This is a genomic window from Mucilaginibacter sp. PAMB04274 (assembly GCF_039634385.2).
In the GTDB taxonomy this organism is placed as follows: Bacteria; Bacteroidota; Bacteroidia; order Sphingobacteriales; family Sphingobacteriaceae; genus Mucilaginibacter.
The window spans coordinates 1,531,150-1,543,719 of the sequence record NZ_CP155081.2; the positions used below are offsets into that span (position 1 = coordinate 1,531,150).

The window sequence follows — 12,570 nt, forward strand, 5'->3', positions numbered from 1 at the left end:
CTGCAAACTGAGTGTATAAAGCTATAACTTCGCGCTATGTATTCCATACTTAAACCCATTTTATTTAAGTTCGATCCTGAAAAGGTACATTATTTTGTAACCCGCAACCTGAAACGCTTTAACCGGTTACCCGGTGGGGCGGCACTTAGTCGTTCAATTTGGGCAGTGAATGATAAGCGACTGGAGCGCGAGGTATTCGGTCTGAAATTTAAAAATCCGGTTGGTTTGGCAGCCGGGTTTGATAAAAACGGCGATACCATAGCCGAAATGGCTAACCTGGGTTTTGGTTTTATTGAAGTGGGCACGGTAACACCATTGCCACAACCCGGGAACGATAAACCCCGTATGTTCAGACTGCCTGCCGATGGCGCTTTAATTAACCGAATGGGATTCAATAACCTTGGGGTAGATGTACTGGCATCGCGTATAGCTGCATACCGCAAAAGTGCGGAGGCTGCCAAAAATCCGGTCATTATCGGCGGCAATATCGGCAAAAATAAAAACACGCCTAACGAAGACGCCGTAAGCGACTACATAAAATGTTTTGACCGGCTGTTTGATGTGGTTGATTATTTTGTGGTAAACGTAAGCTCGCCCAACACACCCGGCTTACGGGCGCTGCAGGAAAAAGAACCATTGATGAACATCTTGAACACGCTGCAGCAACGTAATCGCAAAAATGATATTAGCAGGCCGATACTGCTCAAAATAGCGCCCGATTTAACGGATGAGCAACTGAACGATATTGTTGAGATTGTACAAAAAACCGGTATCGCCGGCGTAATTGCCACAAATACAACCATAAGTCGGGATGGATTAGCAGCGCCGCAAAGCGTGGTTAATGAAATGGGTGGTTTGAGTGGTAAGCCTTTAACGCAACGCTCAACAGCAGTAATCAAGTATTTGGCGCAAAAGTCTAATCAATCGTTTCCAATAATAGGAGTGGGTGGCATACACTCACCGGAGGATGCGTTGGAGAAATTAGCTGCCGGCGCGGTATTAGTGCAATTATATACCGGCTTTATTTACGAAGGGCCGGCGCTGATTGGCCGCATTAATCAAAAGTTGTTAGCGCAAACCAGCTAACAATTGTCATTTGGAATCCCTGCTTTGCGATCACGGAGAAAATGAGCAACAAAAAAAGACCTGCAGGATATATCTGCAGGTCTTTTTTTGTTGCTTGATTACGACAGTTTTCTTATTTAGAAGAAAGCTGAGCTAAAACTGCATTGTTTTTAGCAATCTGGCTCTTTTTAGGCTCTGCTGAGCGGCTTCCCAGCTCTAAGTTAGTAGCCAATTTCAAGAACTGTACTTCTAAACGAGATACAGTTTTATTTTTTCTGTCTTTTCTTTTTAAACGTGTTACGCCCATGGTAATTTATCTTTAACGGTTAACCCTTTGGAGGTCGAGAGCGGATTCGAACCGCTGTACGAGGTTTTGCAGACCTCTGCCTAGCCACTCGGCCACCCGACCATTTTAATGGAGCGCAAAAATAACAATTATTTATTCACCAGCAATATTATTTAAACCTTTTTCTACCTATTTCTGAACAAAACAGCGCTGTTGCTATCGCCACATTCAATGATTCAGCCTCGCCAATGCGCGGTATAGTGATTGCCCGTGTAACGAGGCGTTGAATATCAGCGCGTAAGCCATTGCCTTCGTTACCCATCACAATTAATCCTTCGTGGCCAAATTCGGTAGTGTAAATGTTATCACCATTTAGCATAGCGCCTAAAACAGGTAAATTGAGATGTGGTAACAGCTCGGCCAGGTTACTATAATGCACCTTTACACGTGCTAATGAGCCCATAGTAGCCTGTACAACCTTTGGGTTATAAGCATCAACAGTATCTTCCGAGCAAATAATGTTTTGGATGCCGAACCAGTCGGCCGTGCGAATGATAGTGCCCAGGTTGCCGGGATCCTGTACGCCATCCAGCACCAGCGTAAAAGTATTTACCAACCGGGTTTGCGTTAAAGCGGGCCATTCGGGCATTTTTATAACGGCTAATACTTCCTGCGGGGTGGTAAGGTTGCTTATTTTTTGCAGATCTGCTGCCGATATCTCTTGAAAATTGATTTTCTTTGATAGTTTATGCAATTTTGCACCTACATCGGGCGTATGATATACCGTTTGTATATGGTAACTTGCTGCTATAAATTCTGATACAGATTTATAGCCTTCGGCCACAAAAAGCCGGTGCTCTTTGCGGAATTTTTTTTGTTGTAAGGACTTTATTAAACTGATCTGAGATTTTGAAACCATTCTACCCGGAAACTAAGCTTTACTGCCTTGCAATAATAAGTATTCTTTTAATTTTTACGGTGAGTGGCTGCAGCTTAACCCGGGGGGTACCCGATAACCAGTACCTGGTGCGCGGTATAAAAGTTGACAGCGTAGACAAAGAATTTTCGGATGCAGCTTTGTTGCACGTTGACCGCCTGCAACAGCCTAATAGCTGGTTTAACCTGCAACTTTACTACCTTTTTAACAGAAAAGGCAAAAAAGATTTAGGTGAACCACCCGCTTTGTTAGATAGTAGCCTAGTCGAATATTCGCGCCTGCAAATTGAGCGCTTTCTGCGTAACAAAGGTTATGTAAAGGCAACCGTGGCCAGCGATATCGAAACCAAGCAAAAAAAGGCTTACCTTAAGTTTACCGCCAAACAAGGTCCGCTTTTCAGGATAAGGAACATTCAGGATAGTGTGGGCGACCCTAAAGTTCAGGCCTTGTACCGGGTGAATCGCAGGCGTTTTTCGCATGTACAGCCTGGCGGGCGTTTTGACCTGGATAGTTTAGCTTACGACCGCGATGAGTTTTACCAGGTGATGAAACGTAATGGCTATTATGATTTTTACAGACAATACGTAAATTACAACTACGATACCACTTTTAACAATAGCGTAGTGGATGTTAAAATGATCATCGACAATCCGCCCGGCAAAAAAGAACATCCCATATACAAAATCAATAACACACTTATTACAATATCAACCTCAACCGGCCGCACTACCGGTTTGGCTGATACTTTAAAAGTAGACTCGCAATTTACGTTTGTAGATTATTCGCGCCGTTTTAAACCTAATGCGCTTACCAGGTACATATTTCAGCGAAAGGGAGATATTTATAACATTGACCAGCAAACACTCACCACATCGCGCTTATCAGAGCTTAATGTGTTCAGGAATGTGCCTAACCCAGTGTATAAGAAGCTGCCCGACAGTACTAACCGACGTTTAGACAGCCGTATAGATATCATTCCGCTCAAGCGCATGTCTGACCGGATTGAGGCTGAATACCTGCACTCGGGACCGGCATTTTTTGATTTCTTTTCGGGGACCGGGTTCGGCTTTAACATCGGTAACACTTTTACCAACCGCAACTTGTTTAAGCAGGCTGAAATATTGCAATTTAAGCTCAACTATAGTGTTTTATATGGTGGCGAAAATTCAGGCATAATTGGTGGCATACAAAATCAAGACTTTAAAATTGGGGTAAATCTGGTTTATCCGCGCATTATAGCGCCATTTAATGTGCCGGTATTAGGTAAGTACGGCGTGCCACATACGACCTTCTCGTCAAACTTTCAGTTATTCTATCAAAATGGACTGGTTAAACGCCGCAGCTTTATCAATTCAATTACTTATGACTGGATAGAGACCACCCGCAAGCAGCACTCCTTTACACCAATTAGTATTGAGTTTTCAAACGGAACCATCGACCCCAGCGCTAAGGATTCATTATTAAAGCAGGACAGGTACTCATACGTTTATCTTATTGGCCGTACAGTATTTACTACCAGCACACAATATACATTTCAACTTAATGCCAATAAGTTGAACACACTGGCAAACTTTATATACTTCAGAGGTTCGGCCGATATTGGTGGCAATACCTTAAGCGCACTCAGCAACTTGTTTAACACGCCGCGTGATACCGCAGGGCAGCGTACTATGTTTGGTTATACATTTGCCCAATATGCCAAGGCCGATGTAGACTTGCGTTTTTACAAGAGCTTTGGTACTAATGAGCAGCAATTTGTTTTTCGCATAAACCCGGGCATTGGCATTCCATTTGGTAACAGCGATCAGCTTATTTTTGAAAAGAACTTTTATGCAGGCGGTGCTAATGACATGCGTGCCTGGCTACCACGCACACTTGGCCCAGGTAAGTTTAATCGAGCCATATACACTACCAATACGCTACGTAACAGGTTAAAATATCTCGATCAGTTTGGGGAGATAAAAATTATAGGCAATGCCGAATACCGGTATAAGATAGCTAATGACTTTTATGGCTCCAAGGTTAAAGGCGCTTTCTTTATGGATTTTGGAAATATATGGCGCTTAAAAGAATCGGTAGAGAACCCAGGCGGCGAATTTAAATTGAACAACCTGTTCCAGTCTACCGCTATTGGCATCGGTACCGGTTTGCGGTTCGATTTAACTTTCTTTGTTTTTCGTTTGGATGCAGCGTTTAAGTTTAAGGATCCACAGTTCACAGGTCGCGATCAGTATGTGCTGTTAAGGCATTTCGACGAACTGTTTAAAGCAGGATCATTTAAAGATGCTTACTATAACAGCAATAACGAGCCTTACCGTTTTATGCAGATTAATTTTGGTATAGGGTTGCCGTTCTAATTTTTTAATCTAAACGGTTTCAAAACTGCACGGTAATTATACCTAATACAATATTATCCTCGCAACTTATCCAGTAAATTGCTTAGGGTAGAGGCTTCTTCTTCAGTAAAATGGTTTTTGAAAAGGTTGGCCGTTTTAAATTCGGCATCCATTTTTGCAAGCACCTCTAAACCTTTTTCGGTAATATGAATATCAACCGCCCGGCGGTCAGCGTTGTTGGTGCAACGCGATACCAGTTCTTTTTGCACCAGGCGGTCCACAATACGCGAGGCATCCGACATTTTGTCGATCATGCGCTCCTTAATCATGTTTATGGTAGCCGGTTTGGGGCTTTGGCCGCGTAAAATACGCAGCACATTAAATTGCTGGCTGGTAAGGTTATACTTTTCGAAATGGATGCGCAGCAGGTTGCTCATCCAACTATAAGTATATGAAATATTGATGACTGCTTTATGGTAGTTGTCTTCGAATTTACTGCTCTGTATTTCGTCTTCTATTTTCATCCGTTACAATTATAGTAAATAAGCTGTTACATTTATTTTTTTTTACAACCTTTTGGTGTTTTTGGTTGCCCAAACAGCCAAGGGCAATGAAGGCATTTGTTTTTACAGCAATGCCCTCGTTTGAGGTGATACTCGCGCGTGAAAACATAATTTCCTTCAACGTTAATGTAATAGTCGGTACCCTTAATTAGCATACGGCTTAGTTAAGGGCTTTAGTAAATATTCGGCTACCAAGATAATTTTTTAAATGTATACCCTCGCCGTGCAATGTCCAAACTTGTGTAGGTGATACATGGTCAATAGCCTGTAATACGTCGCTCCAGTCGGCATGGTCAGATATAAATAGGGTATCCTGCTCATTCACCTGCAGGTTTTTCCACCCTGAGGCAAACAGCCGCTTTACACCTGTGGCACGTGCGTAACTATCAAAAGTAAACGGCGGCACTACATAAACAAACTGCTCCTGGTTCTTCATTAGCTTGCGGTTGTAAAGCTGGTATTTGCCCAGGTTAAAGCCATTTTTTTCGTAAATGGCATTTAGCGGTGCAATGCGGAAATGAACCAGCACCTGTTTTTGTGGTGCGTAATCGTTTATCATTTTAATAAGGCGCTGCGCTTTGCCCAGTCCGTAAGCGCCAAGCAATATATTGCTTTGAATGGAATTAAGTTTTTGAATTTCAGCCTCCGGATCAGGGTGGAGCGTAGCGGGGTTAGCAAATGTACTTTCTGTAATTAGCACATCAGCCTTTATCCATTCAATTGGTTCGCAGGTTGCATCGGCCTGCAGCTTATAATCGCCGGTATACAGGTAAGTAACGCCGCGGTGCTGCATAATTACCTGTGCCGAACCCAATATATGCCCGGCTGAAAGGAAGCTTACGCTAACCTCACCTAACAAAAACGTTTGGTGCCAACCGAACAAGCTAAAATTTTTACCTGCATTTTTACCATATCTCAGCCGCATAAAATCGGCTGTGGGAGTGGTGCAGTAAACGTTAAGATTGCCGGGTACAGCATGATCACCATGAGCATGACTTATTACGGCATGTTCAACAGGTTGCTTGGGGTCCAAATAAAACTTACCGTATTTGCAGTACAGGCCATTTTCATCAAAGGCCAAAAAGTCATCTAAAATAGTCATGAAAGGGTAGAAGACAGTTCGAGGAACTGTTGGTGTAAAGCCAAAATTTGCGGAATGATCAGCTCTGAGTTATCATTCTTGATAGTAAAGTTGGCCAGCTGTTCTTTTTTTTCCTGCGGCATTTGTTTGGCGTTGCGGCTTTCCGCCTCAAGCTGGCTAATACCATCGCGCTGCATAACACGCTGTATACGCATAGTTATTGGTGCAGTTACTATAATGGTGTAATTGCAATCTTTATAGGAGCCGCTTTCAAACAGTACGGCAGCTTCCTTAAGCACATAAGGCGAATGGATATGTTGTAAAGCCCAGGCATCAAACGCCCTGAACACTGCCGGATGCACTAATGCATTTAGTTTTTGCAATTCGTCCTCATTATTGAATACAATGCCGGATATGTACTTGCGGTTCAATTGGCCATCAGCAAAATAAGCTTCAGTACCAAAAGCTTGCATGATGCCGCTTATCAATTCTGCATCGGTTACCATCACATTTTTAGCATGATAGTCAGCATAAAAAACGGGTATGCCTAAAAGTTCAAACACCTGGCTTACGGTTGTTTTTCCGCTGCCTATATTGCCTGTTATCCCAATTTTAAGCATCTTATTTTGTTACTAAAAAATCAACATTACGCGGTACAACGCTCATTACCTTACAATAGGCCGGCATGCGGCTAACGTCTACAGGCAATACGCTGTACCCTTTTTCCCATAAAGCCAGATCGGCTGTAGCTTCAAAAAAGTTTTCATCAATCTCCATGTAACGACTAAGCGGCACCATAAATTTTATAGCTACAAACTGCGGAACAATTTTTACATGATAATAATGCGGGTTGTTAATCAGCTTTATGGGAATACGCAAAGTCTTCTCGGTAAACTCCTCAACTGGAATATGTATTTGCACCGCTTTAGGGTAAATACTAATGTTGCCTACTTTAACAGGCTGTAGTTTGAGCGTAGCCGTTACATCATTATTTACACGTGTTGCTGCTAAGGTGTCGGTTTTCCATGAATGGATACTGGTAATAACATTTTCGGGCCCGTTTAATGTAATATATGCCGGGTGAATGCTTGTTTTACCTGATGGAGCAAACTGCCGCTCATAAACAATGTCGAGAACAGGTTCCACAGGTACTTTTTTTACTACACGATTAGTGAAGTCAAAGTATAATGTGTCGGGGTTAAAAGCGATTATCCGGTGAGCTGAATCTTTCTTTTTGTTGATTTGCTCTATTTGTGTGTTAAGCGCTATAAAGTTGCTATGTTCTAAAGTATGGAGGTCTACGGCCACAGGCTGGTCGCTAATTTTCATACGGGAAAAAAGCATTTGCCACCCACTGCCTTGTATGGTGGTTTCTACCGTATCGGCTTGCAGAGCCCTGAATGCACGGCGCTGCGGCGCATTTTTAAAGGTGAGTACCTGCTTAACCGTAAAATTGTAGCTGCCCGACAGGGTAGCGAATACCCAGGCCACTAATGCCAGCACCAGGCAAAAGAAAAACACCGTAAGGCGTCTGCGCTCAGATACTGACAATTTTATAATGGGCATGCAAAAAGTATAATTAGCGTAAATGTAAAATGCCGTTTCCTTACTTGCAAGGGAACGGCATTTTAAGTTCTATTTCAGTGCGGTTATGCTTTAGTAACTGCAGGAGTATTTAAGGCTTTAGAAGCATCCAGCGATATTGCCGATTTATCAAAACGGATCTTGCCGTTTTCAACCTCGACCAAAAACGTTGTATCGTTCAGGTCTATGATGCGGCCGTGTATACCGGCAGTGGTAACTATCCTATCGCCTTTTTTCAACTCATCAACATATTTTTTTTGGTCTTTTTGCTTTTTAACCTGAGGGCGTATCATGAAAAAATAAAACACCACAATGATTAACACCATAGTGACGATCTGGCCGGTAGCCATGCCACCTCCAAGTTGTAATAAAATTGCTTTTGTCATTTACTGTTTAAATTTACTTTTTATCGGTTGTTACCTCGCCGGTTAAGTGTACACGGTTTTCTGCAGGTACGGTATTGGCCACTATCGTTACCAGTTTATCCTGTAGGCCACTTTTGCCTGCGCTGTTAAAAGTTACCTTAACGGTGCTTGCAGCGCCGGGTTGTATAGGCTCTTTTGCAATCTCAGGCGTGGTACAACCACAAGTTGCATAGGCATCTGTAATAATTAAAGGCGATTTACCAGTGTTGGTATACTTAAACTCGTAAGTTACTTTATCGCCTTGTTTTATCTTGCCAAAATCATGCGATTCAGTTTCAAACTTCATTACCGGCGCATTAGCTGCATTTACGGTTGTGCCTGTTTTTGCACTATCGCCGCTAACTTTTGTTTGTGTGTTGGCTTGGTTGCAGGCGGCCAAAGCGATGGCCATACTTAATACTGCGGTTATTTTTTTAATCATTATTCAATTAAGCCACGTCCGGATTTACGGATCTTGTTTTGTTCCTTAAGCTCAAATAAAATTTTGTCCAATATACCGTTTATAAACGAATTACTTTTTGGCGTGCTCAGTTCCTTCGCAATCTCCAGGTACTCATTTATGGTGACCTTTACAGGTACCGATGCAAAGTTGACAAATTCGGTAATGGCCATTTTCATGAGCAGGGTGTCCATCATGGCAATACGCTCAGGCTCCCAGTTTTGGGTTTTCTGTCCAATTAGCTCCTGATATTCGGCATCATGTCTTACTGCCTGTCTAAACAGGTCTACAATAAAATCACGATCCTCATTCCAGTTACCGGTTACATCAGCCAATTTATTTTGCTGAGGATTGTCAAAAGAAAAGTTTTTGAATGTTTTGGCAATCAACGCCTGTAATACGTCCCTGTCAATAGGCCATGATATGAACTTATCTTCAAAAACCTGCTCGGCAAGGCTCGATTTTAATATTACTTTTTTAAAGATGAACTTAATGATATCCTTATCGGATTGCAGCGTATCATCCGTTTTTTGAAGATAGGCCTTATACTCATCAGAGCTTTTAAGAATGATAAATAATGACTTAGCCAATTCAGGTTCAAAATCCCATGATACTTTGTACTTCTTGATAGCGGCAATGTAGTCTTTGTTCACATGCAGCGAGGCAATAAAGCGGTTTTCAAGAATTTTAAGATTGGGTTTCAGATCTTCGGCAGTAGGCAGGTGTTTGTTAGCCCTTTCGGCAGCATCGTTGCTGGAGTATTGTATCACCTCATCAATAAGGGACAGCATCCAGATGTACATTTCAAAAACCTTGTCAATATTCTGCAACAGCAGTTTTTCGTGCTGGCTCGCATCTTTTGGTTCAGATTGATGATAAGCGTACAGTGCCTGTAATACTTTTACCCTCAGGTGCCTTCTATTTAACATGGATAAGAACGATTTTTGTAAGATGTATTATTCAAATTTTAGCTAACGGTTATTAAGTAAGTAGTTAAGTAGCAAAGCGGTTTTTTTGTTGCAGCAAATTAAAAAATTAATTAGCGCTAGCACAAATTCCGCAAACCATTTGAACCCATCAAATCAATGAACCGATTATGGGGCAAAAGTAGGTAATTTTTATTTGCAGGTAAATAGCCGAGCACAGAAAAGTTGTAGCGTATTGAGCATGTGGGCGCAAAGTGCATATCCTTGCAAGCATTATAATAACTCTATTTTACCGGGATGCAAGGCGCTACTTAAGCTACCTTACTTTGGATGGGCCTGGTATTTGTAGTACATTTGCCCTGCAACATGAAAAGCCTTGCTTACCTTAATAAATACTTTTACAAGTACCGCTGGCGCTTGGTGCCGGGTGTATTGTTTGTAGTAATATCCAATGTTTTTGGTGTGTTGCCCGCACAGGTAATCAGGGTTGCATTTAACCTGGTGGCCGAAAATATTCAGATCTATCACCTTTATTCAGGATTTGAGCGGCAGCGTATTATTTATGACATCTTTGGGTCGAGCCTGCTTTTGTTTGGGAGCCTGGTGCTGGTGCTATCTCTGTTGAGGGGCTTGTTCCTGTTCTTTATGCGGCAAACCATCATCCTTATGTCGCGGCATATAGAGTATGATTTAAAAAATGAGTTGTACGAGCACTATCAAAAACTGTCGCTTGCGTTCTACCGCCACCACAACACGGGCGATTTAATGAACCGTGTTACGGAAGATGTAAGCCGAGTACGCATGTACCTGGGGCCGGGTATTATGTACGCCATTAACACCATTGTGCTCTTTATACTCACCGTTTACGCTATGATGAGTGTAAACGTGTGGCTGGCATTCTTCTCGCTGTTACCCATGCCTTTGCTGGTGCTGAGTATATATTATGTAAACAATATAATAGAACACCGCAGCGAGAGGATACAGGAAAAGCTGTCGTCGCTGTCAAGCTTTGTGCAGGAGAACATATCGGGTATACGGGTTATTAAATCATACGTGCGCGAAGGCTTTGTAAACGAACGTTTTGAGCACGAAAGCGAGAACTACAAAAGTCATTCGATGGAACTTACCCGGGTACAGGCATTGTTTTTTCCGATGATGCTGCTGCTGGTAGGTGTCAGTAACGTGCTCATTATTTACATAGGCGGGGTAGAGGTTATGAAGGGAAACATAACCTCAGGTAACATTGCCGAGTTTGTGGTGTACCTGGGGCAGCTAACCTTTCCGGTAATGTCCTTGGGGTGGGTAAGCTCTTTAATACAACGCGCAGCAGCCTCGCAAAAGCGCATTAACGAGTTTTTACATGAACAGCCGCAGATAACCTCGGCAACTACAGCTATACACACCGTTGCAGGCAAGGTAGAGTTTGATAATGTAAGTTTTACTTATCCCGATACCGGTATAGAAGCACTTAAATCTGTCTGCTTTACCATTGAGCCCGGGCAATTGGTGGCTATAATCGGTCGCACAGGTTCAGGTAAATCAACTATGGCTAACTTGCTGATGCGTATGTACGATGTTACCGGCGGCGAGATCAGAATTGATAACCAATCGATCAGGCAGCTTAATCTCGAAGATTACCGTTCACAGGTGGGTTTTGTGCCGCAGGAGGTCTTTCTGTTTTCGGACACCATAGCTAATAACATAGCCTTTAGCGCCAATAAGCTGGATATGGCTGCTGTTGAACAGGCCGCTAAGGATGCCGCCGTATATGATAACATTGCGGAGCTCGAAAATAAGTTTCTTACGCTTATTGGCGAGCGGGGCGTTACCCTATCGGGTGGTCAAAAGCAGCGTGTAAGTATAGCCCGGGCTATTATTAAACAGCCGCAGATTCTTATATTCGACGATTGCCTTTCGGCAGTAGATACCCGTACGGAAGAAGCCATATTAGGCAATATGGGCCGTATCATGAAGTGGAAAACCAGCGTCATTATTGCCCACCGCATCTCCACCATTCGTAACGCCGATAAAATATTGGTAATGGAAAATGGCCGAATTGCCGAGCAGGGAAACCATCAGCAGCTTATGGACCTGAAAGGCGTTTATGCCGATTTGTATGATAAACAGTTGCTGGAGGAGCAAGAGGAGATCCATTAGCATCTTATATTATAACCAATATCACTTCCAAAGGAATGGCAGCAGATGGATATCTGGCTGTTACCTAAAGTAACAAAATAAGGCACAACACCGTATTAGAATTTATTAAGTAGATTATATTTAATAGTGTTAATAGTTTAATTTTTATCAACATTGTTAAGAAAAATACTTGCGATTTCAAAAAATGATTATATTTATGCAATCAAACTAATACAACACTTTTAAAAAAATGGGAGATTTTGACAACAGAGAGCGGGATGAAGTTTTCTCGAAGAAGGTAAGAGCCGGAAAGAGAACTTATTTTTTTGATGTAAAAGCAACACGTTCAAACGACTATTACATCACAATTACGGAGAGTAAGAAGCGTTTAGAGGATGGTGTTTTTGTGAAACACAAAATTTTCCTTTACAAAGAAGACTTCGAGAAATTCGCAGAAGGATTGAAAGATACTGTTGATTACATCAAAGCCAACCAGGAAGTAGTTGAAAAACGTTATGAATACAGCGAGCTGAATGAAATAACTAAAGCAGCCGGTGTTGCCGGAGCTACTGAAGAAGATTTCACTTTCTAAAAAAATACTTATTATAAACTTGGATTTTAGAGCTTGCCTTTATTAAAGGCAGGCTTTTTTATTTACATAGGTTTCGCGTCTTAGGCGGATGTTTTATAAGCTGAGGCTGGCGCTTCTTGTCAATATTGATGACTTTAGGATAGGCAGTTCCATCAAAAAATCACATATTTGCCATGTATACTCTTATTTTGTAATCTATA

At 42.1% G+C, this 12,570-nt stretch carries 14 protein-coding genes and 1 tRNA gene; 4 read left to right on the forward strand and 11 right to left on the reverse strand.

The window, feature by feature from the left end:
* Positions 1 to 36: 36 nt before the first annotated feature.
* Complete coding sequence (locus tag ABDD95_RS06345) at positions 37 to 1,086, forward strand: quinone-dependent dihydroorotate dehydrogenase (protein WP_345951065.1); 1,050 nt, start codon at positions 37 to 39, stop codon at positions 1,084 to 1,086.
* A 112-nt stretch (positions 1,087 to 1,198) separates the two neighbouring features.
* On the opposite strand, the gene ABDD95_RS06350 is transcribed toward ABDD95_RS06345, so the two are convergent.
* The 3 genes from ABDD95_RS06350 to ABDD95_RS06360 all read right to left on the reverse strand — a co-directional run bounded on the left by ABDD95_RS06350 (position 1,199) and on the right by ABDD95_RS06360 (position 2,270).
* On the reverse strand, positions 1,199 to 1,372 hold the full coding sequence (locus tag ABDD95_RS06350) for a spore protein (RefSeq protein WP_345951066.1): 174 nt from the start codon (positions 1,370 to 1,372) through the stop codon (positions 1,199 to 1,201).
* A 28-nt stretch (positions 1,373 to 1,400) separates the two neighbouring features.
* Positions 1,401 to 1,474 (reverse strand) — tRNA-Cys (locus ABDD95_RS06355).
* Between the two features lie 46 nt (positions 1,475 to 1,520).
* On the reverse strand, positions 1,521 to 2,270 hold the full coding sequence (locus tag ABDD95_RS06360) for an RNA methyltransferase (RefSeq protein ID WP_345951067.1): 750 nt from the start codon (positions 2,268 to 2,270) through the stop codon (positions 1,521 to 1,523).
* Positions 2,271 to 2,329: 59 nt separating this feature from the next.
* Between ABDD95_RS06360 and ABDD95_RS06365 the strand changes: the two genes are divergently transcribed.
* Positions 2,330 to 4,645 (forward strand): BamA/TamA family outer membrane protein, encoded by a 2,316-nt coding sequence (locus ABDD95_RS06365; RefSeq protein ID WP_345951068.1) that lies wholly within the window; start codon positions 2,330 to 2,332, stop codon positions 4,643 to 4,645.
* A 53-nt stretch (positions 4,646 to 4,698) separates the two neighbouring features.
* Here the strand turns inward: ABDD95_RS06365 and ABDD95_RS06370 are convergent, their stop codons facing one another.
* The 8 genes from ABDD95_RS06370 to nusB all read right to left on the reverse strand — a co-directional run bounded on the left by ABDD95_RS06370 (position 4,699) and on the right by nusB (position 9,645).
* On the reverse strand, positions 4,699 to 5,148 hold the full coding sequence (locus ABDD95_RS06370) for a MarR family transcriptional regulator (protein ID WP_345951069.1): 450 nt from the start codon (positions 5,146 to 5,148) through the stop codon (positions 4,699 to 4,701).
* A gap of 32 nt (positions 5,149 to 5,180) precedes the next feature.
* The gene (locus ABDD95_RS06375) at positions 5,181 to 5,342 is read right to left on the reverse strand and encodes a DUF5522 domain-containing protein (RefSeq protein ID WP_345951070.1); all 162 of its coding nucleotides are present in this window, start codon (positions 5,340 to 5,342) and stop codon (positions 5,181 to 5,183) included.
* Between the two features lie 5 nt (positions 5,343 to 5,347).
* Positions 5,348 to 6,289: an exonuclease gene (locus tag ABDD95_RS06380; protein ID WP_345951071.1), complete on the reverse strand. Its 942-nt coding sequence runs from the start codon at positions 6,287 to 6,289 to the stop codon at positions 5,348 to 5,350.
* On the reverse strand, positions 6,286 to 6,888 hold the full coding sequence (gene coaE, locus ABDD95_RS06385) for a dephospho-CoA kinase (protein ID WP_345951072.1): 603 nt from the start codon (positions 6,886 to 6,888) through the stop codon (positions 6,286 to 6,288). Before coaE ends, ABDD95_RS06380 begins: the two co-directional genes overlap by 4 nt.
* A 1-nt stretch (position 6,889) precedes the next feature.
* Positions 6,890 to 7,834 (reverse strand): YbbR-like domain-containing protein, encoded by a 945-nt coding sequence (locus ABDD95_RS06390; protein ID WP_345951073.1) that lies wholly within the window; start codon positions 7,832 to 7,834, stop codon positions 6,890 to 6,892.
* Positions 7,835 to 7,917: 83 nt separating this feature from the next.
* Positions 7,918 to 8,238 (reverse strand): preprotein translocase subunit YajC, encoded by a 321-nt coding sequence (yajC, locus tag ABDD95_RS06395; RefSeq protein WP_345951074.1) that lies wholly within the window; start codon positions 8,236 to 8,238, stop codon positions 7,918 to 7,920.
* A 13-nt stretch (positions 8,239 to 8,251) separates the two neighbouring features.
* Positions 8,252 to 8,698: a DUF1573 domain-containing protein gene (locus tag ABDD95_RS06400; protein WP_345951075.1), complete on the reverse strand. Its 447-nt coding sequence runs from the start codon at positions 8,696 to 8,698 to the stop codon at positions 8,252 to 8,254.
* Complete coding sequence (gene nusB, locus ABDD95_RS06405; RefSeq protein WP_345951076.1) at positions 8,698 to 9,645, reverse strand: transcription antitermination factor NusB; 948 nt, start codon at positions 9,643 to 9,645, stop codon at positions 8,698 to 8,700. Before nusB ends, ABDD95_RS06400 begins: the two co-directional genes overlap by 1 nt.
* Positions 9,646 to 10,008: 363 nt before the next feature.
* Here nusB and ABDD95_RS06410 point away from each other — a divergent pair, with 363 nt between their 5' ends.
* Together ABDD95_RS06410 and ABDD95_RS06415 are read left to right on the forward strand one after the other, a co-directional pair.
* Positions 10,009 to 11,799, forward strand: a complete 1,791-nt coding sequence (locus ABDD95_RS06410; protein WP_345951077.1) for an ABC transporter ATP-binding protein — start codon at positions 10,009 to 10,011, stop codon at positions 11,797 to 11,799.
* Positions 11,800 to 12,028: 229 nt separating this feature from the next.
* On the forward strand, positions 12,029 to 12,370 hold the full coding sequence (locus tag ABDD95_RS06415) for a DUF3276 family protein (RefSeq protein WP_345951078.1): 342 nt from the start codon (positions 12,029 to 12,031) through the stop codon (positions 12,368 to 12,370).
* Positions 12,371 to 12,570: the final 200 nt, after the last annotated feature.

Excerpts from the sequence above, each read along its gene's own strand:
- ABDD95_RS06360 (WP_345951067.1), bottom strand. The coding sequence starts at position 2,270 with ATGGTTTCAAAATCTCAGATCAGTTTAATAAAGTCCTTACAACAAAAA.
- ABDD95_RS06375 (WP_345951070.1), bottom strand. The coding sequence starts at position 5,342 with ATGCTAATTAAGGGTACCGACTATTACATTAACGTTGAAGGAAATTAT.
- ABDD95_RS06410 (WP_345951077.1), top strand. The coding sequence starts at position 10,009 with ATGAAAAGCCTTGCTTACCTTAATAAATACTTTTACAAGTACCGCTGG.
- ABDD95_RS06400 (WP_345951075.1), bottom strand. The coding sequence starts at position 8,698 with ATGATTAAAAAAATAACCGCAGTATTAAGTATGGCCATCGCTTTGGCC.
- ABDD95_RS06345 (WP_345951065.1), top strand. The coding sequence starts at position 37 with ATGTATTCCATACTTAAACCCATTTTATTTAAGTTCGATCCTGAAAAG.
- ABDD95_RS06390 (WP_345951073.1), bottom strand. The coding sequence starts at position 7,834 with ATGCCCATTATAAAATTGTCAGTATCTGAGCGCAGACGCCTTACGGTG.
- yajC (WP_345951074.1), bottom strand. The coding sequence starts at position 8,238 with ATGACAAAAGCAATTTTATTACAACTTGGAGGTGGCATGGCTACCGGC.
- ABDD95_RS06380 (WP_345951071.1), bottom strand. The coding sequence starts at position 6,289 with ATGACTATTTTAGATGACTTTTTGGCCTTTGATGAAAATGGCCTGTAC.
- ABDD95_RS06350 (WP_345951066.1), bottom strand. The coding sequence starts at position 1,372 with ATGGGCGTAACACGTTTAAAAAGAAAAGACAGAAAAAATAAAACTGTA.
- ABDD95_RS06415 (WP_345951078.1), top strand. The coding sequence starts at position 12,029 with ATGGGAGATTTTGACAACAGAGAGCGGGATGAAGTTTTCTCGAAGAAG.
- nusB (WP_345951076.1), bottom strand. The coding sequence starts at position 9,645 with ATGTTAAATAGAAGGCACCTGAGGGTAAAAGTATTACAGGCACTGTAC.
- coaE (WP_345951072.1), bottom strand. The coding sequence starts at position 6,888 with ATGCTTAAAATTGGGATAACAGGCAATATAGGCAGCGGAAAAACAACC.
- ABDD95_RS06370 (WP_345951069.1), bottom strand. The coding sequence starts at position 5,148 with ATGAAAATAGAAGACGAAATACAGAGCAGTAAATTCGAAGACAACTAC.